General features: G+C 53.4%; 19 protein-coding genes and 1 pseudogene. 11 read left to right on the top strand and 9 right to left on the bottom strand.

What is annotated here, in order from left to right:
- Positions 1-117: 117 nt before the first annotated feature.
- From KDX30_RS04875 to KDX30_RS04840, 8 genes and pseudogenes are all read right to left on the bottom strand, one after another.
- Complete coding sequence (locus KDX30_RS04875; protein ID WP_231675155.1) at positions 118-1,104, bottom strand: TauD/TfdA family dioxygenase; 987 nt, start codon at positions 1,102-1,104, stop codon at positions 118-120.
- Between the two features lie 14 nt (positions 1,105-1,118).
- A complete protein-coding gene (locus KDX30_RS04870; protein ID WP_122807890.1) occupies positions 1,119-1,853 on the bottom strand; it encodes a thioesterase II family protein in 735 nt (244 codons plus the stop codon).
- Between the two features lie 3 nt (positions 1,854-1,856).
- Entirely contained in the window at positions 1,857-2,075 is a 219-nt protein-coding gene (locus tag KDX30_RS04865) for an MbtH family protein (protein ID WP_122708425.1), read from the bottom strand.
- 483 nt (positions 2,076-2,558) lie between these two features.
- Positions 2,559-3,284, bottom strand: a complete 726-nt coding sequence (locus tag KDX30_RS04860; protein ID WP_231675154.1) for a hypothetical protein — start codon at positions 3,282-3,284, stop codon at positions 2,559-2,561.
- A gap of 578 nt (positions 3,285-3,862) precedes the next feature.
- Positions 3,863-4,275: pseudogene (locus KDX30_RS04855) on the bottom strand (hypothetical protein); the annotation flags it as partial.
- A gap of 789 nt (positions 4,276-5,064) precedes the next feature.
- Positions 5,065-7,836, bottom strand: coding sequence for an aconitate hydratase AcnA (acnA, locus tag KDX30_RS04850; protein ID WP_231675153.1), 2,772 nt, complete (start codon positions 7,834-7,836; stop codon positions 5,065-5,067).
- Between the two features lie 35 nt (positions 7,837-7,871).
- Positions 7,872-8,234 (bottom strand): amidohydrolase family protein, encoded by a 363-nt coding sequence (locus KDX30_RS04845; RefSeq protein ID WP_231675152.1) that lies wholly within the window; start codon positions 8,232-8,234, stop codon positions 7,872-7,874.
- Positions 8,235-8,420: 186 nt separating this feature from the next.
- Positions 8,421-9,350 carry a GntR family transcriptional regulator gene (locus tag KDX30_RS04840; protein WP_231675151.1) on the bottom strand — a complete coding sequence of 310 codons (930 nt, stop codon included), beginning with the start codon at positions 9,348-9,350 and terminating at the stop codon, positions 8,421-8,423.
- Positions 9,351-9,507: 157 nt separating this feature from the next.
- Here KDX30_RS04840 and prpF point away from each other — a divergent pair, with 157 nt between their 5' ends.
- The 3 genes from prpF (at position 9,508) to KDX30_RS04825 (ending at position 13,255) form a co-directional block, all read left to right on the top strand.
- A complete protein-coding gene (prpF, locus tag KDX30_RS04835; protein ID WP_231675150.1) occupies positions 9,508-10,680 on the top strand; it encodes a 2-methylaconitate cis-trans isomerase PrpF in 1,173 nt (390 codons plus the stop codon).
- Complete coding sequence (locus KDX30_RS04830) at positions 10,677-11,405, top strand: transporter substrate-binding domain-containing protein (protein WP_231675149.1); 729 nt, start codon at positions 10,677-10,679, stop codon at positions 11,403-11,405. The genes prpF and KDX30_RS04830 overlap by 4 nt, the downstream gene beginning before the upstream one ends.
- Positions 11,406-11,611: 206 nt before the next feature.
- Positions 11,612-13,255, top strand: a complete 1,644-nt coding sequence (locus tag KDX30_RS04825) for an acetolactate synthase large subunit (protein WP_231675148.1) — start codon at positions 11,612-11,614, stop codon at positions 13,253-13,255.
- 226 nt (positions 13,256-13,481) lie between these two features.
- On the opposite strand, the gene KDX30_RS04820 is transcribed toward KDX30_RS04825, so the two are convergent.
- Entirely contained in the window at positions 13,482-14,822 is a 1,341-nt protein-coding gene (locus tag KDX30_RS04820) for an MFS transporter (protein WP_231675147.1), read from the bottom strand.
- 1,373 nt (positions 14,823-16,195) lie between these two features.
- Between KDX30_RS04820 and KDX30_RS04810 the strand changes: the two genes are divergently transcribed.
- The 8 genes from KDX30_RS04810 to KDX30_RS04775 all read left to right on the top strand — a co-directional run bounded on the left by KDX30_RS04810 (position 16,196) and on the right by KDX30_RS04775 (position 24,148).
- The gene (locus KDX30_RS04810; protein ID WP_231675146.1) at positions 16,196-17,056 is read left to right on the top strand and encodes a LysR family transcriptional regulator; all 861 of its coding nucleotides are present in this window, start codon (positions 16,196-16,198) and stop codon (positions 17,054-17,056) included.
- A gap of 301 nt (positions 17,057-17,357) precedes the next feature.
- Entirely contained in the window at positions 17,358-18,113 is a 756-nt protein-coding gene (locus tag KDX30_RS04805; protein WP_231675145.1) for a class II aldolase/adducin family protein, read from the top strand.
- Positions 18,114-18,362: 249 nt separating this feature from the next.
- Positions 18,363-19,226 carry an ABC transporter permease gene (locus tag KDX30_RS04800; RefSeq protein ID WP_231675144.1) on the top strand — a complete coding sequence of 288 codons (864 nt, stop codon included), beginning with the start codon at positions 18,363-18,365 and terminating at the stop codon, positions 19,224-19,226.
- A gap of 11 nt (positions 19,227-19,237) precedes the next feature.
- Positions 19,238-20,296: a quaternary amine ABC transporter ATP-binding protein gene (locus KDX30_RS04795; RefSeq protein ID WP_231675143.1), complete on the top strand. Its 1,059-nt coding sequence runs from the start codon at positions 19,238-19,240 to the stop codon at positions 20,294-20,296.
- A gap of 57 nt (positions 20,297-20,353) precedes the next feature.
- Positions 20,354-21,439, top strand: coding sequence for a mandelate racemase/muconate lactonizing enzyme family protein (locus KDX30_RS04790; protein ID WP_264760203.1), 1,086 nt, complete (start codon positions 20,354-20,356; stop codon positions 21,437-21,439).
- Between the two features lie 23 nt (positions 21,440-21,462).
- Complete coding sequence (locus KDX30_RS04785; protein ID WP_231675141.1) at positions 21,463-22,395, top strand: 2-hydroxyacid dehydrogenase; 933 nt, start codon at positions 21,463-21,465, stop codon at positions 22,393-22,395.
- A gap of 10 nt (positions 22,396-22,405) precedes the next feature.
- The gene (locus KDX30_RS04780) at positions 22,406-23,176 is read left to right on the top strand and encodes an SDR family NAD(P)-dependent oxidoreductase (RefSeq protein ID WP_231675140.1); all 771 of its coding nucleotides are present in this window, start codon (positions 22,406-22,408) and stop codon (positions 23,174-23,176) included.
- 54 nt (positions 23,177-23,230) lie between these two features.
- Positions 23,231-24,148: an NAD(P)-dependent oxidoreductase gene (locus KDX30_RS04775; RefSeq protein ID WP_231675139.1), complete on the top strand. Its 918-nt coding sequence runs from the start codon at positions 23,231-23,233 to the stop codon at positions 24,146-24,148.
- Positions 24,149-24,362 lie beyond the last annotated feature (214 nt).

Below are 24,362 nucleotides of genomic sequence, written 5' to 3'. Positions count from 1 at the left end.
TGGACGACGGGCAGTGGCCCGCCCGCCGGGGCAGTTCTGAAAAAGAAAAAGGCCGCGTCAGCCTTGCCTCAAGCGCTGAAGAGCCAGGGCTAAAAAGCTGACGCGGTAATCAACGCGTCAGGAAAGCGTGCTGACTTGATGACCTTCAGCCATAGCCACCACTACTTTGCGCGGTCCGCTGAATGGCGAGCGGGCGTGGGCAGCCAGCATGTTGTCGAGCATCAGGACGTCGCCGCTGTACCACGGGAAAACCACTTTGGTTTCCTCCAGGACACCGCGCACTTCATCGAGCAGCGAATCTTCGATAGGGCTGCCGTCGCCGTAGTACACATTGCGCGGCAAGTCCTCCTCGTCGACCACCTCCAGCAAGTTTTCCCGTACTTCCTGTGGCAGGTTGGAGATGTGAAACAGGTGCGCCTGGTTGAACCAGACCCACTCCGCAGTGCGCGGATGACGCGCCACCGCCTGGCAGAGTTGGCGCGTGCGCAGTTCGCCGTCGTCTTTCCACTCGCACTCGATACAGTGCTGACGGCAGTAGGCTTCGACTTCCTGCTGGTTATCGGTGTTGAACACTTGTTCCCACGACACATCCAGACCGTTGCCGAAATTGCGCACGTACATCAGGCCGCGTTCGGTGAAGCGCTCGCGAATAGCCTGCGGCACACGCCGATAGACCTCGCGGCTGTCCGCCACCGGGGTTTCACCGCCGACCAGCGCGGCCTGCACGCAATAGAACCAGATTCTCATCGGCCATTCGCGGGTGTAGGCCTGCTCGTTGTGCAGCGGAATGTGCTGATGGGCCGGATACTCGGTGGACGTATAAACACCGGAGGTCACATTGCTGCGCGGCGTTGAACCGAACTCGTAGTTGAGCAGCGGATGACCAAAGCCTGCCGCGAACTCTCTGAAGCGCTCGGCACCGCCGACGTGAAAACCACGCAGCAACAGGCCGCCGCACTTTTCCAGGCGCTCGGTGCTCAACACGCGCAAATCGGCGAGCGCATCCTGCAGATCGATGCCTTCGTGGCGCGCCTGGACCAACAACGGCAGGTCGCCGCGAACGCCGGGCAATGTCTCAAAGGTAAACAGTTGACTGGAATCCATCGCGCATTCTCCGCTCAAGCCGTGACCGGCTGTTGCACTGGCCCGACTGGCTGCAGGCGCTCGACCATCAGCTCGAGCAGGTGCGCTTCATGGGCATTGATAAAAAAGTGGTCGCCGTCAAACATCTCCAGGGAGAAGCCTTCAGCGGTTTCGTTCTGCCACGCCGACAAAGCCTCTACCGACATGCGGTCCTGCTTGCCGCCAAACACATGAATCGGGCTACTGAGCAATGCCCGGCGGTCATAGCGATAACGGCCACACAAGAGAAAATCGGCGCGCAGTACCGGCAGAGTCAGGAGCAGCATTTCCGGGTCCGCGAACACCGCCTCGTCGGTTCCGCCCAACTGACGCAAACGGGCCAGCAACTGCTCATCGCTCTGCTCTGCCTGCAAGTCAGTGTGGTATTCACGGTGGGCGGGAGCCGGTGCGCCGGAGACGAACAGCGTGCGCGCAGGCGGTGCACCCTTGCGCCGCAAGGCGTGAGCCAACTCAAAAGCGAGCAACGCTCCCAGGCTGTGACCGAACAGGACGTAAGGCAGATCAAGGCGACCTTCCAGTTCGACGGCAAGCTGCGCCACCAGCGCTGGCATATCGGTTTGCAGCGGCTCGTTAAAACGTCGGCCACGACCGGGCAACTCAAGCGGACAGACCTCTATCCATGCTGGCAGCGAGCGACGCCAGCGCAGATAAACCATGGCGCTGGCACCGGAGTAAGGTAGACAGAACAGTCGCAGGGCAGGACGCTGCATGGCTTAACGCGCCTCCGTCTGCCCGTCCATCTTTTGCCGCAGGCTCAGGGGCCGCATGTCGGTCCAGACCTGCTCGACGTAGGCCAGGCAGTCAGCCTTGCTGCCCTGCTTGCCCGCCTCACGCCAGCCGGCCGGCACGGCCTTGTAGTCGGGCCACAGCGAATACTGTTCTTGCTGATTGATCAGAACCTTGTACAGCGCGTCTTCGCGATCAAATGCCATCGGACTTACTCTCCTGTCGCCAGCGAATAGATCGGTAGAAGGCCTTTTACGTCAGCCTTCTTACCTGCTTTCCAATAAGACGAAGGGGGGATGAGAATAATTATGATTAAGTGAGAGATTGTTTCAGCCTGTGCCGCAGCCGGCATTGCACCGTGCTGCGGGTGTTGCGGGTGTTGTTGCGACGGACAGTCAGCGCAGCGTGCCGCGCAAGCGCGCCACCCGCTCACGAGCCAGTTCCGGTGTCGAGGCATCAACGGGCAATGCCGGCCCCGCCATCCGTACGCTCATCTCAAGGGCTTTGGCGGGATCTCGTAGGACCGGCCGGGCATATCACTAAAAGCCAGACAACAAAGCCCGCACCAGGCGGGCTTTCTGTTGCTTCAAGGAGTTCAAGGGCCTTGAGGAGGTGGAACCTGAAAACAGGCGTCACCACCCACAATCAAGTTCGACTTTGCTTCCGGTCCGGTGTCATCAACAGCTCAACTAAAGCTGGGAGAACTCGGCAATCTTTTTCATAAGCACGGAAAAACTCAATGGTGTCTCAGCCTCATCATCACAACGATTTCTTATCAACGTATACGCATCGATAGCAGGTGACAAAACTTCTATCACATCGGCCTTATAGTTCGTTATTTCAATAAAACCACTGACGACACCATTTAAGTTTTCAATTTCCAAAACCAATGTCGAAAATTTAAACAGCGCACCCTCTTCATCCGTCCCTGCCCCTGTCGAAGGATTATCAAAGTAAACATTTAATTTGGGAAAAACGTCTCTATTCCATTCAAAAATCGGCAGCATACGTACCAATTGCTTGAATTCAACTTCACTCTCACTCCCGGAAAATTCACACTTGAAAATCGGAACGCAGAGAAATAGCCCATCACGTTTATCCCGCAAATCCCCTTTCAAATGCCCGTGATAATCCTTTGGAACCGCTATCGCATGAGTAAAGCCATAACTGTTTTCTTGCAGACTATATAGGGTAGGCTTAACGGGAGACAGAAGCTCTGGCAATTGATCCAATACAGCAGATGCAAACTTGCGGTCATCTACATCTTCAGACCCAACGACAGCATAATGATGAGCACAGCTTTTCAAACAGTATCGAAAAGTTTTCTTTGGAAAATCATACTGAAAAAAAAGATGCCCAGAACTGTCTTCATCGACTACATCAAAAGACTCTAATAAATCCTGCCTGGCAAACATCGTAGATTCTCCTGGTCCTGCTCAGGACCTACATCCTGCCTTTATCCAATACCGCTCGCCGACGTAACCTGGTGGGCCGACACTAAGGCTGGGAAGTTTAATCGGGTCGTCAGGACGAGCCGCCCCATTCTCTTGAGAGCAGACACTGGTCGACGACTTTCTGTTCATCTGCGGCGTTCAGGCTACACGGATCCGGCGTTTGCACCAAGGATGGGGGACACAATCCAGCAATAGACGAACCAATACGAAAATTGACGCGCGAGTAATCGTAAAAGGCTCTACCTGCTGTTTACTTTGTAGGAGCTACCGAAGGCTGCGAAGCATTCATCCTGACACACCGCCATCGCAGCCTTCGGCAGCTCCTGCAGATTCCCGGGCTGACGCCTGACCAAATCGCAGAAGCAAAAAACCCATACAACAAAAAGCCCGCACTAGGCGGGCTTTCTGTTGCTTCAAGGAGTTCAAGGGCCTTGAAGCGGAATATGGCGCAGCGGACGGGATCATAACTCACCTTCCAAGTCTTTGAAATTCTACGTTTTTCATAAGATTAAATTTCATTGATGGACTGAATTGTGTACTCAAAACCGATTGCTGTAAATAACTTTGCTCGACGTCATGACTGTGGAGCCGTGGGCATGCCCGCCACCAATACACGGGGTCACCAGCGTGCAGCGTCCACCGATGCGCTGCAACTCGTGGATAGCTTGGTGGAGATTAGTGCTCCAGTGATGCCGAACGGGTGCCCCAGGAATATGCCGGAACCGTTGGGATTGACCTTTTGCGGCTCCAGTCCCAGATCCTGATTAACCGCACACGCTTGCGCAGCAAAGGCTTCATTGGCTTCGATCACATCCAGATCGATTTTTTTCAGACCCGTTCGATGAAGCAACAGCGGCGTCGCGGCCAATGAGCCTATGCCCATATAACCAGGATCGACTCCAGCATGGGCATAACCGATCAACCTCGCCAACGGTTTCAAGCCTGATGACTGCGGTGAGAGTCAGCACAGCATAAGCCAGGAGCACGGCCGGAATCATTGGCATGAAGATATCCAGCGCACCGACGTGCAGCGCTGCAACTGCCCGCGCGGTAGGGCCTCCCCATGGCTAGATGTTTATGATCCCGCTCGCAATGTTGACTACACAGGTGAGTGCTAGAACGCTCACCCCCAAAGATAAAATCTATTCCCCCTCCCCGGCGATCTAGCATTTCGCAAAGTTTTAGCGCGAGCAGCAAAACCTCCTCATTCATTATTTTTATCATAGGGAGGCCGTCAGCAGGATATTGAATGCCTAGATGTTAAGCGTATCTATTTATTCGGCTTTAAGGAAAAGTCAGAATCAATGTCATAACTGCGGATAAGAGCAGCATAACAGCCATGCAAAATAGGCCTGGTAGGAATGTCGCAGAAGTTTGTCCGAACGGACGTTGCACCCAGTGCAGCAATGGAAACTCGCATAGAGGATTCATACCCCCGACTAACTGCGTCGCGGTCATGCCCAGATCGGCATTTATGGTCAGAGCCACAAACCCTGCACTGGTACGATAGATGTAATTGAAAACAAAAGCCAAGATAAGGATGGGCATCAGTTGCTATGCGCATTGTTAACCGTACTCCGTTGTAAGGCTTGTTGATTGGTTATATCAATGCCACAGCATCTACTACAGTCAGGCTCATTTCCGTCTCCTGCGGCGAACCTGGCTGTCGTCAGGCTCGCTTTTTTACTTGTAATAGTTACGGAATATTGATTAATTTTGAAACTAGTCGACTCTTAGATTATTAAGCCTCCGTTGGCGTTCGTTGTTTGACTGGGTGCCTGTTCTCGGAAGAAAGCAGGCCTGCCAATACGAAAGGCAGAATTCCTCCGTTAGCGAAGTAGGTCGCTTCGATCGCGGTATCGATACGGGCCAATAGGGTAACGTCTTGCTGGCTACCGTTCCGGCGCGTGATCCGAAGCGTTACATCCTGAGTAGGCATTACGCCGCTTTCCACGCCAAGAATGTCGAAGGTTTCGGTGCCATCCAACGCGAGAGATCTCACATCATCAGAGTCCTTGAATTGCAATGGAAGCACTCCTAGCCCGGCCAGATTGCTGCGGTGAATACGCTCGAAGCTTTTGGCAATAACAGCGCGTACCCCCAGCAAGCGTGTGCCCTTCGCCGCCCAGTCCCTACTGGAACCCGACCCGTACTCCTCGCCTGCGAAGATCAATGTCGGGGTTTGTGCAGCGATGTAGCTGCGCGACGCATCGAACAAGGTTGTCCGAGTGCCGGAAGGTTGAAGTAGCGTGTATGGGCCTTCGTCTGCCGATCCATCTGCCTTTGTCGCAAGCATCAGGTTCTTCAGGCGCACGTTGGCAAAGGTGCCACGTACCATGACCTCAAAGTGACCTCGGCGAGCACCATAGGTGTTGAAGTCCTTGCGCTCTACCCCATGCTCAGCGAGCCATTTTCCGGCACTTGAATCAGGGGTGATCGAGCCGGCCGGGCTGATGTGGTCGGTGGTGATGGAGTCGCCCAGAATGGCCAGCGCACGCGCGCCAAGGATAGGGCGAGCAGCCTGGGTGGTGTCGAAGAAATCGGGCTCAGCGGCGTAAGTTGACTGAGGCCAGTCATACACCTCGCCCTCGCTGGTCTTGATCGAGTTCCAGAGGTCATGATCCTTGGTCAAATCAGCATAGAGATCTTTGTACAGCTGGGCGTTTGCAGCCTTTACGCTCAGCGCTTTGATTTCATCGTTGGTTGGCCAAAGATCGGCCAGCAGTACCGGCTTCCCGTCGTGGTCATAGCCCAGCGGTTCGGTGGTCAGGTCACACCGCGTGGAGCCTGCCAGCGCAAAAGCAACCACCAAAGGTGGGCTGGCAAGGAAGTTCGCACGCAGGTTGCCGTGGATGCGCGCTTCAAAATTCCGGTTGCCTGACAGCACTGCGCTGCAGACCAGGTCCTCACCGACGACTACCTTTTCCAAAGCAGGATCAAGCGGGCCGATATTGCCGACACAAGCACCGCAGCCATAGGCCGCGATGTCAAAGCCGAGCTGGCTGAGGGGTTCCGTAAGTCCGGCATCCTGCAGGTACGCCGTTACGACTCGGGAGCCAGGGGTAAAAAGCGTCTTCACCCATGGCTTGGCGACCAACCCCTTCTCGACTGCTTTTTTGGCCAGCAAGCCAGCGGCGATCAAGAGTTCGGGATTTGAGGTGTTGGTGCACGAGGTAATCGCTGCGACCAGCACGTGACCGTGACCTACTTCGTAAGTCTGTTCCGGGCCAGCCGCGCCAGCAGGTTTAGCAGTGACTGGGTACAACTCTTCAAGCTGACCCTTGCTCTTGGCGTAGCCGCCGCTCTTGGCATCCTGAACCATGACCTCATCGAACCGGCGCGCGAGCCCGGTGAGGTCAACGCGATCCTGAGGACGCTTGGGGCCGGATACACACGGAACAATCTGATCGAGGTTGATCGTGATCACGGTCGAGTAATCAACACTGCCAGCAGCAGGTGTGCCGAACATGTCCTGGGCTTCAAAGTACTTGCGGATCAGCTCAACCTGCTCAGCACTACGCCCGGTCTGGCGGTAGTAGTCGAGCGTCTTGTCGTCGACCGGGAAGAAGCCAGTCGTTGCGCCATATTCAGGCGCCATGTTGGCGATAGTTGCACGGTCAGTCGCACTCAGGGAGCTTGCTCCCTCGCCAAAGAACTCGACAAGCTTGCCGACCACTTTGGCAGCACGCAGCGTCTGGGTGATCTGCAGCACAGCATCTGTCGCCGTGACGCCAGGACGCAGACTGCCTTTGAGCTCAACCCCGACAACGTCCGGCATCAACATGTAAACAGGCTGACCGAGCATGCCGGCTTCGGCTTCGATACCACCCACACCCCAACCCAGCACGCCGATGCCATTGATCATCGTCGTGTGGCTATCGGTGCCCACGAGCGTATCTGGGTATACGACTGAGTCCTTCTCGATCACACCTTGAGCCAGATACTCCAGATTGATCTGGTGGCAGATACCGATGCCTGGCGGAATGACCTTGAATGTCTCGAACGCTTGCATGCCCCACTTCATCAGCTCATAGCGTTCACGGTTACGCTGGAATTCGACCTCCATGTTCTTGCGAAGCGCGCCAGGCACGTTCGAAAACTCTGTCTGTACAGAATGATCTACCACCATGTGAACGGGTACGAGCGGCTCGATAGCTTTGGGGTTACCACCACGTTTCTTTGCCTGGCTGCGCATGGCGGCCAGGTCGGTCAATAACGGGATGCCCGTGAAGTCCTGAAGAAGGACGCGACCGACTACAAACGGAATTTCCCGCTCCCTGCTGCCGTGTGGCTGCCAGTTTGCGAGATCTTCGATATGAGATTGGAGCACCTTGCTGCCATCGCAGTTGCGCAATACCGACTCCAACAGGATCCGAATCACTACAGGCAGACGGCTCAAGTTCGGATAGGCCGCTGTCTGGAGCGCAGGCAATGAATAGTAGTGGTGTTCACGGCCATCGGACGTCTTGAACGACCGCAGACTTGTTTTGGAAAGCTTGTTGGCGTCGGTCATGTAATTCTCTCTAGGGCAACTCATCAGGTGCACGTTTAGAACTCGAACAATTCGGTCGGGGTGTCCACCAGCACTTTTTTTCGGTCAGCGACATCCGGCAGCCAGCGCTCCAGATGCGCCAGCTGGGTTGAATTATGCTGAGTGCTTTCATGTTGGATAAAAGGCCAGTCGCTGGCCCAAAGCAGGCGTTCAGGGCCGAAGGCCGATGACAGCAATGAAGCTGCGATGCTCACGGCGCTCAGTTCAGCTCTGTCTATTGCGTGGCTGTCGAGTTTGTCGATAAAAGACTCGTACGCTGTATCGGACGCAGGTGTGAATCTGCGGCTTTCAATGAAGGGCAGCTGTCGATGAAAAACATAGGCATGCGTATCGATAAAACGAAGGTTTTCAGAGCTCATCAGGGCACCTGTCGTCCGGCGACGTTGAGTCCATGACAACTGGACATTGTTTATTTTATGCCGAAAGCACAGCCAGACTAAATCCGCCTAATTGCGCTTGTCAAACAAAAAACGCAACCAGAGATCCAACCTATAAAAAAACCACCATGCGGTGGCTTTAGCTAAACAGGCGATACGCGCTGAGAGTCAGCTCGCGTCAGTTTCCGGCTGAGCCTTTGAAGGCGACTGGAATACAGCGGAAACCGCCTTCTTGCGCCAAGCGCCTTCGATATGCTGACGCATATAGCTGGCCGCACCGAGGTTATCACCGGCTTCGATAGCATCCAGAATTTGTAGATGCTCTACCGCGAGCGCCTGGCGCGGCAGATCCAGCTGCGTTTGGCGGTATTCGGCCAATCGGCGCACCTGGTCAAGCCGACGAAGCGTCTGGAGCGCGAATCGATTACCCGACCATTCGGCTATCGTTTCATGGAAACGCGCATTGGACTCAAACCGCTCAATGGCGGTCATGGTCAGATAACCGCCGTCTAAAATCGCCTGCTGCTCTTCGCGTAGCAAGCCCAGCTGCGCCAAGTCAGGCCTGAACTTGCTATTCAAAATGCCGGCTGGCTCAATAGCCAATCGCAGCGAGTACATGTCCTCGTAGGCTTCCAGCGAGTCAATCATCGGAAGAAAACGCCAACCGTAGCCTACTTCCTTTTCAACCCATCCTTCGCTTTGTGCTCGCGAAAGCACTTTGCCAATCTCGCTTCTCGACACGCCCAGAAGGCGAGTCAGATCAGCCTCCGTTACAGAATCAGCAACCAAACGATCAAAGCGCGCGTCTGCCAAACGAAGGTAAAGCGGATCGTCAATTTCCTGAAAATGAACCTGCAACTCCGGTGGCAGATTGTCCACGTCCCCGTGTAGATGATAGCCACGGTTTCTGTCGAACCGCATCAATCCGGCTCCCACTAGACACTCTAATGCCACCTTAACGGGTGAGCGAGACGTTCCGATAAGTTTGGCTAACGTCCACTCCGGTAGATGGGTGCCCATGGGCAACCGCTCTCGACGAACGTAGCTGATGATCTCGCGCAACGCCTTGCGCTGGCTTTTGGTCAGGTCCTGGGTCATGTCTTATGAGCTTAAAAGGCTTGGCAGAGCGTGGAATATACACCCGGCGAACTGATGCAGGGATAAAGCGCAAATGTTAACAAAATTTGCCCTTGCGGTATTTTTGCGTTTGTTGTCGAATAAACGCATAAATCCCTGACAGTTCGCTGAGGTTCCCATGCCACAAAAGTCCTTCAAAGCCATTTACATGCGTGGCGGCACCAGTAAGGGGGTCTTTTTCTGTACTGATTGGCTGCCTGACGATCCTGAAACCCGAGATCGCATTTTGCTTCGCGTGATTGGCAGTCCGGACCCTTATGGTCAGCAAATCGATGGCATGGGCGGGGCTACGTCCAGTACCAGCAAAGTCGTATTGGTCAGTAAATCAAACGAGCCTGACTGCGATGTGGACTATCGCTTTGGCCAGGTTGCGATAGACCGGCCGATCGTCGACTGGTCCGGCAACTGCGGTAACCTGACCTCTGCCGTGGGCCCCTTCGCGATCGCACAAGGTCTTGTGGCCGCGCCGGCGGATGGCATCGCAGTAGTAAGAATCTGGCAAGCCAATATCAATGCAAAGATCATTGCCTACGTCCCAATGCGCGACGGACAGGTGATTGAAGAAGGTGACTTCGAACTTGATGGTGTGACCTTCCCGGCAGCGGAGATAAAAATCGAATTTCTCGACCCAAGTGGCGACGCCGAAGAAGAAGGGGTGAGTGGCATGTTTCCCACAGGGAATGCGATAGATACTCTATCTGTGCCCGGCGTGGGCGACGTTGAACTCACCATGATCAATGCCGGAAACCCAGCCATCTTCGTACATGCGGATGTTCTGGGCCTGCGAGGCAACGAGCTGCAGCAGCACCTCAACAGCAATCCCGAGTTGCTGGCTAAAGCCGAGGCGATCCGCTCTCACGCAGCTGTGAAAATGGGGCTGGCGCAGTCTCCCGAACAAGCAACACAGTTACGCCCCCACACCCCAAAACTGGCTTTCGTTGCAGCACCAGAAGGTTACACCGCGTCTAATGGCAAGGTTGTGGATCCGGCAACGCTCGATATCAATGCGCGTATTTTTTCCATGGGCAAACTGCATCACGCCATGACCGGAACCGGCGCTGTTGCAATCGCTGTTGCAGCGGTCATTCCTGGCACAGTCATCAATCGTCTGGTGCCAGATTCCGCCGGCCGCCAAATTCGCTTCGGGCATCCGTCCGGGAGCCTTGCTGTCGGTGCAGAAGCTCGGCAGGTTGAAGGCACATGGGTAGTTTCAAAGGCGGTCATGAGCCGTTCGGCACGCCGGCTCATGGAAGGTAGCGTTCTCGTTCCCTCGGACACGTTATCAATATGAAAGCGATCAGCTCTGAGTTGCGTCGGTCCTTTGCCCTCACAGAAGAGCTACGGGTGGTGATCAACTATGGAAACCCTATTTTGGCTCATCGCCCGTTATCGGGCGATGAACCCCAGGGAGTTTCTGTGGATATCGCTCGGCGTCTGGCTCAGGCATTGAACCTGCGCTTGCATCTGGTAACGGTCGACACAGCAGGATTCGCAGTCAAGGCCGTCGAGAACGGTGAGGCTGACGTTGGCTTTTTTGCCATTGATCCTGTGAGAGGTGCTCAGATCGCATTCACCTCCCCCTACGTCATCATCGAGGGCTGCTACCTGGTGCGCGATAGCTTTCCTGCACACGCACTGAGCGATATCGATGTGGCTGGCAATCGCATCGCGGTGGGTGAAGGTAGCGCGTATGACCTATTCCTGACTCGTGAAATACAGCACGCGACGCTGGTTCGCGCCACGTCTTCACCCGCCGTGGTCAATACCTTCATCAAGCACGATTTAGAGGTTGCTGCCGGCGTTCGCCAGCAATTGGAGACCGACCGGAACTCGAATCCTGGCCTTAGGCTGATCCAAGAGCCTTTCATGCAGATCCGGCAGGCCATGGGCGTGCCCAAAGCGCGAGGGCAGCAAGCATCCGTGTGGCTCGACGATTTTATTAGGAACCTGATTGCCGAAGGCTTTATTCATGACGCACTTTTACGGCACTCCATTACTGGCGTGACTGTTCCCTGACAAAGTTACCCACTGCGTCCCCAGGGGCGCAGCTCTGCATCGTCATAACTACAATGGGTAGTCCATGATTACCCAGTGTTGTTTCATGGCTGCATTCTTGTCGATAGTCGCCGGCGCTTGTGGTGGAGCTGGCAGGCTCCACTGTGGCAGCGCTGGCCCCCCAGGACAGGCGTTTCTGTCTTCTCCCCCCCAAGAGGTTTACACCCATGGCCAAGGCCGCAGATGTCGTTGTGCAATGTCTGGAGAACGAAGGCGTTGAATACGTTTTCGGTATTCCCGGCGAAGAAAACCTGGACCTCCTGGAGTCCCTGCGCAAATCACCAATTAAGCTGGTGCTGACCCGCCATGAACAGTCTGCCGGGTTCATGGCAGCGACCTATGGCCGTCTGACAGGCAAGACCGGGGTTAGCCTCTCTACCCTTGGACCAGGTGCAACCAACCTCGTGACCGCCGGCGCCTACGCTTATCTGGGCGGGATGCCAATGCTCATGATCACAGGGCAAAAGCCGATCAAGAAGTCCAAACAGGGTCGGTTCCAGATCATTGATGTCTGCGACATGATGAGTCCTATCACCAAATACACGCACCAGTTTGCCTCGGCGGACAACATCCCGGCCCGCATGCGTGAGGCCTTCCGCCTTGCCGAAGAAGAGAAGCCAGGTGCTGTACATTTGGAACTGCCGGAAGACATCGCTGCTGAGCAGACCGACAGCCTACCGATCCCGCCGAGCCTCGCACGTCGTCCGCTGGCCGAGCACAAGGCCGTCGAAGCTGCAGTCGCAAAACTTAATATCGCGCGTAGCCCGATTTTGGTGATTGGCGCCGGTGCAAATCGCAAAATGACCGCTAAAGTCCTCAAGCAGCTGATCGACCAGACGGGGATTCCGTTCATCACGACTCAAATGGGTAAGGGCGTCGTCGATGAGCGTCACCCACGTTTCCTAGGCAATGCTGCGCTGTCGTCCGGCGACTTCGTGCACCGTGCCGTCGAGGCTGCTGACCTGATCATCAACATCGGCCACGACGTCATCGAGAAGCCGCCGTTCTTTATGGTCCGAGGCGGCACCGAAGTAATTCACATCAACTTCCGCTCTGCCGAAGTTGATGCTGTGTACTTCCCACAGATCGAAGTCATCGGCGATATCGCCAATGCCGTCTGGCAGATCGGCGAAGCCCTGACCGACGTCAGCCACTGGGACTTCACTCGGCTCCTGGCCATACGCGAAGCCAACGAGGCGCAGATCGTCGAAGGCGCCGACGACGACCGTTTCCCGGTTTACCCGCAACGTCTGGTAGCCGACGTTCGTCGCGCCCTGCCGTCCGAAGGCATCGTTGCGCTTGATAACGGGATCTACAAGATCTGGTTTGCGCGCAACTACAAGGCGCACAAGCCCAACACTGTGCTGCTCGACAACGCCCTGGCGACCATGGGAGCGGGTCTACCCTCAGCCATGGCCGCGCACTTGGTATACCCAGACCGTTCGGTGATCTCGGTATGTGGCGATGGTGGCTTCATGATGAACAGCCAAGAGCTGGAAACCGCAGTCCGTCTGGGCATGCACATTACTGTAGTGATCCTGCGTGACGACGGGTACGGCATGATCCGTTGGAAGCAGGCCAATATGGGCTTCGCTGACTATGGCCTGGACTACGGTAACCCGGACTTTGTCAAATATGCCGAAGCTTACGGTGCCAATGGTCACCGTGTGGAAAGCGCCGCAGGATTTCTGCCGTTGCTTGAGCACTGCATCAAGACTCCTGGCGTGCACGTGATCGATTGCCCTATCGACTACAGCGATAACGACCGTATCCTGAACTACGAACTGCGTGAGCGAGCTCTGGCAGTGTAAGCATCACCCGTTCATCCGCGAGAGCACCAAGAACCTCGTGGATGAACACCACTTTCATTTCGGACGATGCAACCTACGCCAAGGCCCCTAGCATGTTGCGCTCTTGGTGGATCGCCATACCATGCCGACTTTTACCTCTCTCTCTATATCTCTGTCTCTTTTCAATATGCAGCAAAAAGCCCGGGGAACTGGAGACCGTACCCGGGCTTTTTTTAGCGCTTGCTGTTTATCTAATGGCTTCAGCGAGCTTCTGAGACTTTGCGTTTTGGCTACCGATGTAGAACACCAATATCACGCCCACAAAGCACATCCCGGCGATTGGCAACAACGCCAGCGGGAAGCTACCCGTTTTGTCCCGAATAACGCCCACGAAGTAGTTCAGCGTACCAGTACCCAAATGCCCCAAGGTGTTGACTGCTGCAATACCCACAGCCAAAACCCCCGGAGGAAGCGTTTCACCTGTAAGGGCCCAAAAAGGCCCTTTCAAGGCAAAATTGCTGATCAGTACCATGGACAGCAAGATCAGAGTGATTACAAGGGAGTCAGTCATCAGGGTGGCGACGAAGCTCAATCCCATGATCGCCATAGGAACCGCAGTGCTGAAGATTCGGTCGCCAGTTTTGTCAGCACGCATACCCCAGAAAATCATGAAGGCAGCGCCCAGCCCGAATGGAATCATGTTCAACAGACCGGTCTGCGTATCAGTCAGGTGGAACGACTTAAGGATCTGAGGCATCCAGAGTGACAGAGTATTGCTGGTTGCCGATATGCTCATATAGATCACGGCGAGCAGCAGTACCCACTTATTGCTCATAGCAGCCCAGATCTTGCTTGCACCGTGTTTGTGTGGCTTGTTTTTCTCGCTGTGCTCGCGCTCTTTTCTTTCATCTTCAAGACGGCCTGAAAGCCAGTTTTTCTCGTCATCGGTTAGCCAGCGAGCTTCGGATGGTTTGCTAGGAAGAAAGAACAGCGTAGCAATGCCCATGATTACAGCAGGCAGTGCCTCCAGCATGAGTAACCACTGCCAGCCACGGTAGCCCCAGAGGCCATCCAATTTCAGTAAAAGAACTGACAGGGGCGAGCCGATGAAATTGGATAGCGGTACCGCGACCATAAACACAGCCACGATTCGCGCCATGTAAGCCTTGGGGAACCAAGTAGTGAGGTAAAGGAGTACGCCTGGAAAGAAACCGGCCTCAGCGGCACCGAGCAGGAAGCGAGAAATACCAAAGGAAATCGGACCGGTGATGAACGCAGTACAAAAACCGACGATGCCCCAGGTGATCATGATCCGAGCGATCCAGCGCCGCGCGCCAAATTTCTCCATGGCGACGTTGCTAGGCATTTCAAACAGCACGTATGCCACGAAAAACAATGTGGCTCCGAAACCGAAAATGCTCGCGGTCAGACCAACGTCTTTGTTCATTGTCAGTGCGGCGAAGCCAATGTTGACGCGGTCAATGTAGGCAATGAAGTAGCAGAACATCAAGAAAGGCAAAAGCCGCAGCATCATTTTGCGCACGGCAGCCTTCTCGACCGGGGATATGGTTTTCGCGTCGGTGCTCATGACCGTTCCTCATTATTTTTAGATTCAGCCGCGAACCTGACGGTTGAGGCAGGTTCATAGCGTCTATTTGGGTCCGTAAGCGTTGGAGGGCCAAACGCTCATACCGCTGACATCCAATCACGCCTGCTAAGTCGTGGACAAAGCAGACCCGCTTGGAATGCCAAAACCACGCATCCTGCGTCATGATCCTGCAATCCATTGCTTTAGCACTGGCATTCTGAAAAAGCTGGCCAGGACACGGATGCCATAGGGTGGATCCACCCCAGAAAACTGCTTATTTAATCCCAGAAACGCAATCAGGCTATGCTTGCAGCGCTGCGTTTGTCAAATCAAAAAAACAATTAAGGGATGTAGAGGCCAATGGCGGGAACACCGAGGCCCTCCGCTCAATGCGCATTGGTACAAATAGCGACCTCCGGGCTACCGAGCTGGTTTCTTGGTCGCTCAGTGATCGCCCAGGACGAGAGCTTTGCATTCGGTAATTTCGAGCAGTGGACGCTGGACCCCATGTGCTGGATTGCCGCCGGCGACTGCATTGCAGTCCAGGAGTTGATTGAACAGATGGCCGGTGCCGCGAGACTGCGGCGAATGGTGGTACCGGGCAGGCCGTGCCCTTCCAGATCGACCAGTCAGGGTCTATAAAACTCAACCGCCGTGAGCCTGCTTGGATAACAAGTTCGGAACTCTACGCACTTTCCAAGTTTTTAATGGATCTTGCGGCCGCGTTGCCTCTGTCTCAGGAATACGTGATGTGTCGCTAAGATTTGTTTCCCATATAAAGGAAAGCTCACCCAAGAATGATTGCAGCACCGCATCAGCGCAGAGCTAGAGTGTTTTGAAGGCTTTGGGTACCGTGTCTTCAAATGTTACTCATCGATCCGCCATCGAGCGCTGGGCCTTTCCCGCTTTCCCACTCCTTGGATCTATGGTGCACCAATGCATTACGAGCTTTGACCAGCCCTTTCAGCCCAATGGCAGCAGGGCCCTGCTCCCTGAGCGATCGACCGCAGATGAGTCGAGGACCAATCATCCACTCGCCCATTAAATCCATCACGAACGTCCGCTTGGAGTCGACTCTGTTGAAAACAGTCGATTTGTTGGGAAACATGAGGTTGAGCTTGGCCTCATCAAGAACCTATTCACCGCTGTTAAGTTGCTTTTCGGTACTTCGTTGACCGTTGCTGCTTTGTCAGTGGGTTGATTTGAGGTTTTTTGCTTGAAGCAGGCGTACCCATCGGGGGGTGGCCCTTGAGAGAGACTGCAGCTCATCCGCAGCACGACAATTACGCATCATTTTTCCATAAGCAGGTATATCTGGCCCCGCGATATTGGATTAGGGTGGACTAGCTCATAAGAAAGAGGTGATGCGTCAAATGAAGCGTTTCGATTTCAGCCAACTGGTCACCTTCGCCTCAATCGTTGAGGCTGGAAGCATATCGAAGGCAGCTTTATCGCTACACAGAACTCAAGCGGCTATTAGCATCCAGTTGAAAAAGCTTGAAGAAACCGTGGGCAAGAGCCTTATAAATAGGGCGTATAACAAAATTAGTCTAACCCGAGAGGGTGAGATCCTTTTGCCTTACGCACGTCGCATCCTAGCGTTGGCGGACGAGGCTTACCACGCTATTAGTGAAGACGAAATCGAGGGGGTGGTTCGCTTCGGCGTGCCTGATGGATACGCGCGTACGTTCATGCAGGACGTCATCCGACGCTTCATTCAGCGGTTTCCACGCGTCCGCCTTCAGATAAAAAACGAATTCAGCCCAAGATTATTTCAGAGCCTGCACGACGGGGACTTGGATCTGATTCTAGTCACGAGGTCTCCGCGCGAGCCGGGTGGAACCGTGGTAAGGCGAGAGCAGCTTGTGTGGGTTGCAGCGAGAGACTTCGAGGTCAACCTAGACTCCCCCTTGCCATTAGCACTCTATCAGCAAGGATGTGACTACCGTCGCCGAGCAATCGATATGCTTAACAAAAGCGAGATCCCTTGGTACATCGCCTTTGAGTGCTCTGGCGTAACCGGTTTTGACATCGCCATCAGCAATGGCTTAGCCCTTTCCCCGATGTCCGCTTCTCTGGTCAAGGAAGACGAATGGCAGATACTGACGTCGCCCAGGCTACCAGTGCTTGGAACAATTGATATAGAGCTGCATCGTAGCCCTTGCGAGTCCACTGAAGCCGTAAACTGCTTCGCCGCTGAGCTTGAGCTTCATGTCTCGAATATTTCGGGCTAATAAATCTGCACCATCCGTGCTCACTCACCCGCCCGGTGATAGATGAGTAATCGTATAACGTTGCAAAAATAGTGCGCTGGGTATGTCGGGGATGCCTAAGGAGCGAGCCTGCGCACGGCGTCAAGCTACAGGGTATCAAGGTCACTTTGAGACCAAGCGCTCTAAATTGGGGCATTGACAACCATAAAAAACGTTTAAGTTCTTTGCTACGATTATTAATTTCCCTCACTGATGTACCGGGCATAAGATCCAAACCAAAAGGTATTCTAGACCGACAAAAATGATGAGGAGATGCGCAATAATGGCTGAATTTAGCGGAGCAACCTCGGCAAAACCACGCTACACGCCCGAGGAATGGCAGGTACGAATTGACCTTGCGGCGATGCACAGACTGGCGCATGACCATGGGTTCGACGATATCGTGTGGAACCACATCACTGCCCGCGTACCTGGCGGTGGCCATAATTTCCTGATGAACCATTTCGGACTGCATAACACCGAAATTACTGCGTCGAATTTGATTAAGATCGACCAGGATGGCAACGTCCTTGATGGCCCTCCGGACGTGAACACAGCGGGTTTCGTGATCCACAAAGGCATCCACAACAGCATACCAAACGCCAAGTTCGTATTTCACTCGCACGCCCCAGCTGCCCTGGCAGCCACAGCGATTGAAGACATCGTTCACCTCGTTCAAGACTCATCAATGCTTTACGGCAGAATCAGTTACCACGACTGGGAAGGTCTCTCGGTTGACCTGAATGAAAGCCAACGCCTCGCTGACAACTTGGGCAACAACAAATGTATGATTATGCGCAACCATGGATTTCTCACTGTAGGTGAAACGGCTGGGGAATGCTTCATCAACATGTATTACCTCACAAGAGCTTGCCAAACAATGCTTCAGGCTTGCGCGACTGGATTGCCTTTAGTAAAGACAAATCCGGCCATGTGGGAAAAAGCCTGCGAACAATATCAGAGCTTTCCTGCCGGTAAACATGAATGGCCTGCGCTCATCAGGTTGCTAGATCGCAAAGACTCTTCCTACCGTTTTTAAGCGTGGCAGATATCTGTCCTAGATAACCCCCGAATACATTCAAACGTCTATAGATATTTGGATTATTCGGAGGGAAACAGTCAGATAAGCTGGTATCGATGGGTGCCCTAAATGACGGGAGGCCCACCAAAAAGGAATCGGTGCAATATCGAGACCCCTGCCGCGCTTTCGGGTCACGGAATGCCCTTAATTAATTAGAACAATAACATTGGCATCTGAGCCGGGCTTCGTCCCAGTGGGGTAATTTGAATGTTTCCAGTAATAATTGATCCGCGCGCCCTTCGCGGCGCCATCGACAGTTTCGTAGATGGTTTCGTCACGCAATGGGCAACCTTCCTTGAAAATCTTTTTCATCCTTTCCTGGTAATGCTCAACGCGTTTGAATCTTTCCTGATGGGGGTGCCCTGGTGGGTCGTGGTAGCTGCAATAGCAGCCGTTGCCTACTTAGGATCGCGAAAGATCTTACTCACAATTCTCCTGGCCGGCGCAATGATGCTGATAGGCGTACTGGGGCTGTGGGAGGATGGTATGAGGACTCTCGCACTCATGCTGGTGTGCACCATACTGTCAATCATAATCGGGGTTCCGTTGGGAATCATGATGTCTTGGTGGGACAGGTTTCGCTCGGTTATGTTGCCGCTGCTGGACGTCATGCAAACGATGCCAAGTTTCGTTTATCTAATTCCTGCGATCATGCTTTTCGGGCCAGGAAAAATACCCGCTGTACTTGCCACTATTGTCTATGCGGTTCCGCCACTGATAAGGCTTACAGACCTCGGCATACGAATGGTAGATAACGAGATAATGGAAGCTTCGCATTCCTTCGGCGCAAATCGTTTCCAACGCTTATTCTGGGTACAAATACCGCTTGCGCTACCAAATATTATGGCGGGTATCAACCAAGCGACGATGATGGCTTTGGCCATGGTAGTTGTAGCATCAATGATTGGCGCACAAGGCTTAGGCTATCAAGTATTACAAGGCATCACCCGGCTTGAAGTTGGCCGTGGCTTACTCGCCGGAACGGCTATTGTGATATTGGCAATCGTATTTGATCGAATTACTCAAGCCTACGGGAAGCGTGCCCAGGCCCATCTTCATATCAATAAATAATGGGCACAAAAATGAATACCAATGTGAAAATCGAAGTCAAAAATATTTATAAAATTTTCGGCAATCATCCTGAAAGCGCGATTAAGCGCATCCATGCTGGCGAGTCTAAAGCTCAGATATTACGCGAAACTGCCCACGTTGTAGGTTTGACCGATGTCTCCCTAACGATCCGTGAGGGTGAAATCTTCGTCATCATGGGCCTATCGGGATCAGGAAAATCAACGTTGATCCGCCACTTCAATCGATTGATTGAACCGACCAGCGGTGAGGTGCTGATAGATGGTCGCGATATTCTAAAATTCGGAAAAAACGAACTCGAGACGTTTAGGCGTAAAAAGATCAGTATGGTATTTCAGCGATTCGGGCTGCTGCCGCATGAAACCGTACTATCCAACGCCGCTTTTGGTTTGAGAATTCAAGGGGTTTCAAAAAAGGAGCGGGAAGAAATCGCTCGGCACTGGCTGGAACAGGTCGGACTCTCCGGCGTCGAAGCTCACTACCCCGCTCAGCTTTCTGGTGGTATGCAGCAGCGGGTAGGTCTTGCTCGGGCGCTGGTGAACGATCCAGACATTCTTCTAATGGACGAAGCTTTCAGCGCACTTGATCCTTTGATCAAGGCGGAAATGCAGGAACAACTTCTCCAGCTACAGAAAAAACTAAATAAGACTATTGTATTTATTACTCACGACTTGGATGAGGCTTTGAAAATCGGCGATAAGATCGCGATATTGAAAGATGGAGAGCTTATTCAGACTGGGACCGCATCAGATATTTTGATGTCTCCCTCCTGTAGCTATGTTGAAGACTTCATTGGCGGGGTAAATCGCTCTAAAGCCATTAAGGTTGAGCATTTAATGCATAGCGTTTCGGCTGTAGCTATTGGCGATAAGGCTGCAGCCGAGAGGGTGACACCTCATTCGACCGTCCGCAGAAATCAATCCCTTGAAGAAGTGATTCCCATTCTGATGGGCGTAGAGAAGAATATTGCAGTAGTCGACGAAGACAATTCGATTGTCGGCTATCTAGACAAGGCAAAAGTAATATCAGCGCTGCGTGTCAACCACCCTTAAACCCAGCATAAACCACTAGGCCAGCGCCCTCACCGCATTGAATGGTAGGTAATTATTTTGATAATCAAAAAACTCACAACTCTAAAAGTGGATGTTCCGTTGGAGCAACCAATGATTACCGCTATTCATAAAACCGAGTCCGTTGGCTGCTTGCTTGTAACAGTTGAGACTGAGTGTGGAATGACGGGTGAAAACTATGTATTTGCTCTCAACAAGTCGCGCTTAGATGTATTCGATGGAATGATCAAAAGCCTGGCACACCACGTCATTGGTGAAAACGCGATGTATGTGGAGCGAATTTGGGAAAATATGTGGCTTGACATTAATCCCGTAGGCCATAAGGGGGTTTCCATTTCTGCACTTTCTGCTATAGACACCGCGTTGTGGGATTTGGTGGGCAAGAAGGCAAACATGCCTCTTCATCAAGTCTTTGGTGCATGCAGAGAAAAAGTAAAAGCTTACGCGAGCAGTGGACTTTGGTTATCGTCGAATGTAAATCAACTTATTGATGAAGCATTGGGTTATGTCGACCAAGGCTTCCGATCTGTGAAGCTGCGACTTGGCAAAGAAAATCCAGACGAAGATGTCGCTCGTGTGGCTGCTTTGAGAGAGGCTCTCGGTGCCAGCATCGAGATACTGACAGATGCGAATCAGTCATTGACCCCCAGGGCAGCCATCCGCCTGGCCCAACGAATAGAAAAGTACGACATAGGCTGGTTCGAAGAACCAGTATCTGCACTTGACCTCGCCGGTCATGAGCAAGTGCGCAACGGCATCAATATTCCTGTGGCAAGTGGTGAAACTGATTACACCCGCTTCGGCATGAAAAGTATCCTTGACGCCCGCGCTGTGGATGTTTTGATGCCTGACCTACAACGTATCGGTGGCTTGAGCGAGTTTCGTAAATCGGTCGCCCTAGCATCCGCGTATCACATTCCAGTCTCAACTCATATCTTCACCGAACAAAGCCTCTGCATTGCGGGCTCTGCGGTCAACTGCATTTCAGTAGAGCACGTTTCCTGGTTCTCTTCTCTGTTCAAAGAATCTATTGAAGTGATTGACGGCTTCGCCCTCATTCCAACCAGGCCAGGTTTGGGCTTTACTTTTGACTATGACTTTATTGATCAACATCTCATGAAATAGTCACCCCGAGCGAGGAATAACAAGTGGCTCTCCTTATAAGCTACAGCGGGAAAGATCCAAAACCTTGGGTAAAGGCTTTCGAGACTGCTCTTCCGGATGTGGAAGCACGCGTATATCCGAACGTTGGAAATCCTGAAGAAATTGAATACGCAGCCGTGTGGCAACACCCGCATGGCGATCTCTCAAAGTATCCAAACCTCAAAGCGATACTTTCGTTTGGATCAGGTGTAGAGCACATCGTCAGCGACCCTGACTTACCTGCAGGCGTGCCAGTGGTAAGACTTGTAGATGACGCAGTAGTACATGATATGGGGATGCACATACTGCATTGGGTACTTCATTTCCATCGTGGCTATCAGCGCTACCACAAGCAGCAGCTTGAGCGCTTATGGCAGCCCCTTCAGGCGGTGGCTGTGCATCAGCGGCGTATTGGGATCATGGGGATGGGCGCAATCGGCCAGCATACATCCGCACTGCTGCATCACATGCGATTTTCTGTTACCGGATGGGGGATCGATCCGTGTGTTTTAGCGCAGGGCATCGGCTATCGCTGTGGAGAAAACGAGCTCGAAGGTTTTCTTCGAGAAACTGACATTTTGATCAACTCGCTCCCATTGACGCCCCACACCCAAAACATGATCGGCGCCAAGGAGCTGGACTTGCTACCAGACGGCGCATTCGTCATCAGTGCCAGCCGTGGCGGCATTATTAATGAGCAAGCTCTATTGGCGGCTCTGGACAGCGGACGGGTAAGAGGGGCCGCTCTCGACGTCTTCGCTCATGAACCCCTTCCGCAAAACAGTCGTTTGTGGACACATCCTAGCGCAATAGTCACACCTCACATTGGGGGTATAAATTATCCCGAGAGCGCTGTGCGTGTCATGGCAGAAAACATCCAAAAGATTATCAGCGGCGAGCTTCCTTCCCCTGTCTATGACGCTGGCAAAGGTTACTGAGGAGGCATCAATGATCATGGGAAGATTAAGCGGGAAAACCGCTATCGTCACTGGCGCAAGGCGTGGAATTGGCCAAGCCATCGCGCAGCGTTTCATTAGTGAAGGTGCGAACGTCGCGATTATCACCCGCAGCACAGGCTCGGTCGAGGGCTTGCGTAGCAATTCAGTAATGGTGCTTGCTGCCGACGTCACTCAAGAAGGCGCCGTAGAAGACCTTTTCACTCAAGTACGAGGCCGATTTGGCCGGATCGACATAGTCGTTAACAACGCAGGGGTTCAGTTAGAAAAGCCTATTGGTGACACCTCGCCTGAAGAATGGGATTACGTCATGGCAGCAAACGTGCGCAGCGTTTTCCTATGCTCCAAAGCTGCAATCCAGAGCATGAAAGAAACAGGTGGCGTGATTCTGAATATAGGCTCCTACGATGGCTTGGTCGCCGACCCTGACCTTGGAGCCTACTGCGCATCGAAGGGTGCAGTACACGCCTTGACTCGATCCATAGCGGTTGATTACGGAAAGTTTGGCATACGCTGTAACGCCATTTGTCCAGGGTGGATTCGCACTGAAATGATGGCGGCCTATCTCAAAAGCCAGCAGTCGGGCGCGGAGGCAGAGCGCAAAATCGTTGCTCAGCATCCGGCTGGTCGCTTAGGAGAGCCTGCTGACATAGCCAACTTGGCTACATGGCTAGTGTCCGATGAGGCCACATTTGCAACAGGTCAGCTTTACGTGATGGATGGTGGGCTCACCGCACATGCTCCCTATGTTAGCTCCATCTGATTTATTAAAACGCGTGCAAGCCTTGGTACTCGAATTTAAAACTGGAGTCAGAACATGAAAATCGGATTTATCGGTCTGGGCAATATGGGCTCCGGCATGGCGGCAAACCTCCTTCGATATTGCCTGGCTAATGGCCACACACTCACAGTATTGGATTTGAACCCTTCAGCGGTTGAGCGCTTGGTCAGCGCAGGCGCTATATCCGGGGCTTCAGTACAAGAGATCGCCAGCCAAAGCGATATTTTGTTCACGTCCCTACCCAGCTCCAAGCAGGTCAATCAAGTTGCGCTAGGTAGCGACGGCATTTTACAAAACGCAAAAGCAGACGCCATCTGGATCGAAACAAGCACCAGTGAATTGGCGGAATGGTCAAAGATCCGTGCCTTGGCTCCTGATCACCTCACGCTGGTCGACGGGCCTGTGACCGGTGGCGCTGAGGGTGCCGCAGTAGGCACTCTGACCATGCTGCTGGGTATTGACGAACCTGTCCTTGAAGTCGTGCAACCGATTTTGGCAAGCTTCACAAAGCGTGCGGTGCGCATGGGCCCACCCGGTGCAGGGTATGTTACAAAACTCATCCAGTTGCATCTCAACTACCTGGTAGCACAAGGAATTGGCGAAGCGCTCATGCTTGGGGCTAAGGCTGAGTTGGATCTCAACGTTCTTCACAACGTTCTCCAGAATAGCTGTGCGCAAAGCTACGTCGTCGATCGCTACATCCCCATGGTGCTTGATGGGACGTATGATCCATCCTTCGCTCTCGGGCTAGCGACCAAAGACATGCGCCTGATAACTGGCCTCGGCGACTACCTGAGCGTAGACCTCACGCTTGCCAATACCGTGTACCAGACCTATCAGAAGGCCACCGAGAAGTACGGTGAATCCGCTCCGCACCTTGCAGTGCTCAAACTGATTGAGGAAAGCGGAGGCAAGCTTTTGCGCAGCAATCCTAATGTCGGCGGAGCCGAGTGACTTCTAACTCGAAAACAAGGAGGAAGGAAAATCCCTGTTTCCCAATTTGATGGATTAACCAGACCGGGAGCTTTAGCTCCCGGTCTGGTTTGGCGTCGGTAAAAGTCCGTCCCGATTTGCCCGCGCCCCGTTAAATCGCGCAAGCGCAGAGGAACTCAATAGCGAATCTGGCATAGTTCTACAAGTCGCCAGCACACAGCGTGGAGCCGCAGTT

Origin of the sequence: Pseudomonas quasicaspiana, from assembly GCF_021147825.1 — a bacterium.
In the GTDB taxonomy this organism is placed as follows: Bacteria; Pseudomonadota; Gammaproteobacteria; order Pseudomonadales; family Pseudomonadaceae; genus Aquipseudomonas; species Aquipseudomonas quasicaspiana.
Note: the sequence above shows the minus strand (reverse complement) of the source record. Positions and strands in the feature narration are given on the sequence as shown.

Excerpts from the sequence above, each read along its gene's own strand:
- KDX30_RS04780 (WP_231675140.1), top strand. The coding sequence starts at position 22,406 with ATGATCATGGGAAGATTAAGCGGGAAAACCGCTATCGTCACTGGCGCA.
- KDX30_RS04795 (WP_231675143.1), top strand. The coding sequence starts at position 19,238 with ATGAATACCAATGTGAAAATCGAAGTCAAAAATATTTATAAAATTTTC.
- KDX30_RS04865 (WP_122708425.1), bottom strand. The coding sequence starts at position 2,075 with ATGGCATTTGATCGCGAAGACGCGCTGTACAAGGTTCTGATCAATCAG.
- KDX30_RS04805 (WP_231675145.1), top strand. The coding sequence starts at position 17,358 with ATGGCTGAATTTAGCGGAGCAACCTCGGCAAAACCACGCTACACGCCC.
- KDX30_RS04830 (WP_231675149.1), top strand. The coding sequence starts at position 10,677 with ATGAAAGCGATCAGCTCTGAGTTGCGTCGGTCCTTTGCCCTCACAGAA.
- KDX30_RS04775 (WP_231675139.1), top strand. The coding sequence starts at position 23,231 with ATGAAAATCGGATTTATCGGTCTGGGCAATATGGGCTCCGGCATGGCG.
- KDX30_RS04825 (WP_231675148.1), top strand. The coding sequence starts at position 11,612 with ATGGCCAAGGCCGCAGATGTCGTTGTGCAATGTCTGGAGAACGAAGGC.
- KDX30_RS04820 (WP_231675147.1), bottom strand. The coding sequence starts at position 14,822 with ATGAGCACCGACGCGAAAACCATATCCCCGGTCGAGAAGGCTGCCGTG.
- KDX30_RS04875 (WP_231675155.1), bottom strand. The coding sequence starts at position 1,104 with ATGGATTCCAGTCAACTGTTTACCTTTGAGACATTGCCCGGCGTTCGC.
- prpF (WP_231675150.1), top strand. The coding sequence starts at position 9,508 with ATGCCACAAAAGTCCTTCAAAGCCATTTACATGCGTGGCGGCACCAGT.
- KDX30_RS04800 (WP_231675144.1), top strand. The coding sequence starts at position 18,363 with ATGTTTCCAGTAATAATTGATCCGCGCGCCCTTCGCGGCGCCATCGAC.
- KDX30_RS04860 (WP_231675154.1), bottom strand. The coding sequence starts at position 3,284 with ATGTTTGCCAGGCAGGATTTATTAGAGTCTTTTGATGTAGTCGATGAA.
- KDX30_RS04840 (WP_231675151.1), bottom strand. The coding sequence starts at position 9,350 with ATGACCCAGGACCTGACCAAAAGCCAGCGCAAGGCGTTGCGCGAGATC.
- KDX30_RS04845 (WP_231675152.1), bottom strand. The coding sequence starts at position 8,234 with ATGAGCTCTGAAAACCTTCGTTTTATCGATACGCATGCCTATGTTTTT.
- KDX30_RS04810 (WP_231675146.1), top strand. The coding sequence starts at position 16,196 with ATGAAGCGTTTCGATTTCAGCCAACTGGTCACCTTCGCCTCAATCGTT.
- acnA (WP_231675153.1), bottom strand. The coding sequence starts at position 7,836 with ATGACCGACGCCAACAAGCTTTCCAAAACAAGTCTGCGGTCGTTCAAG.
- KDX30_RS04870 (WP_122807890.1), bottom strand. The coding sequence starts at position 1,853 with ATGCAGCGTCCTGCCCTGCGACTGTTCTGTCTACCTTACTCCGGTGCC.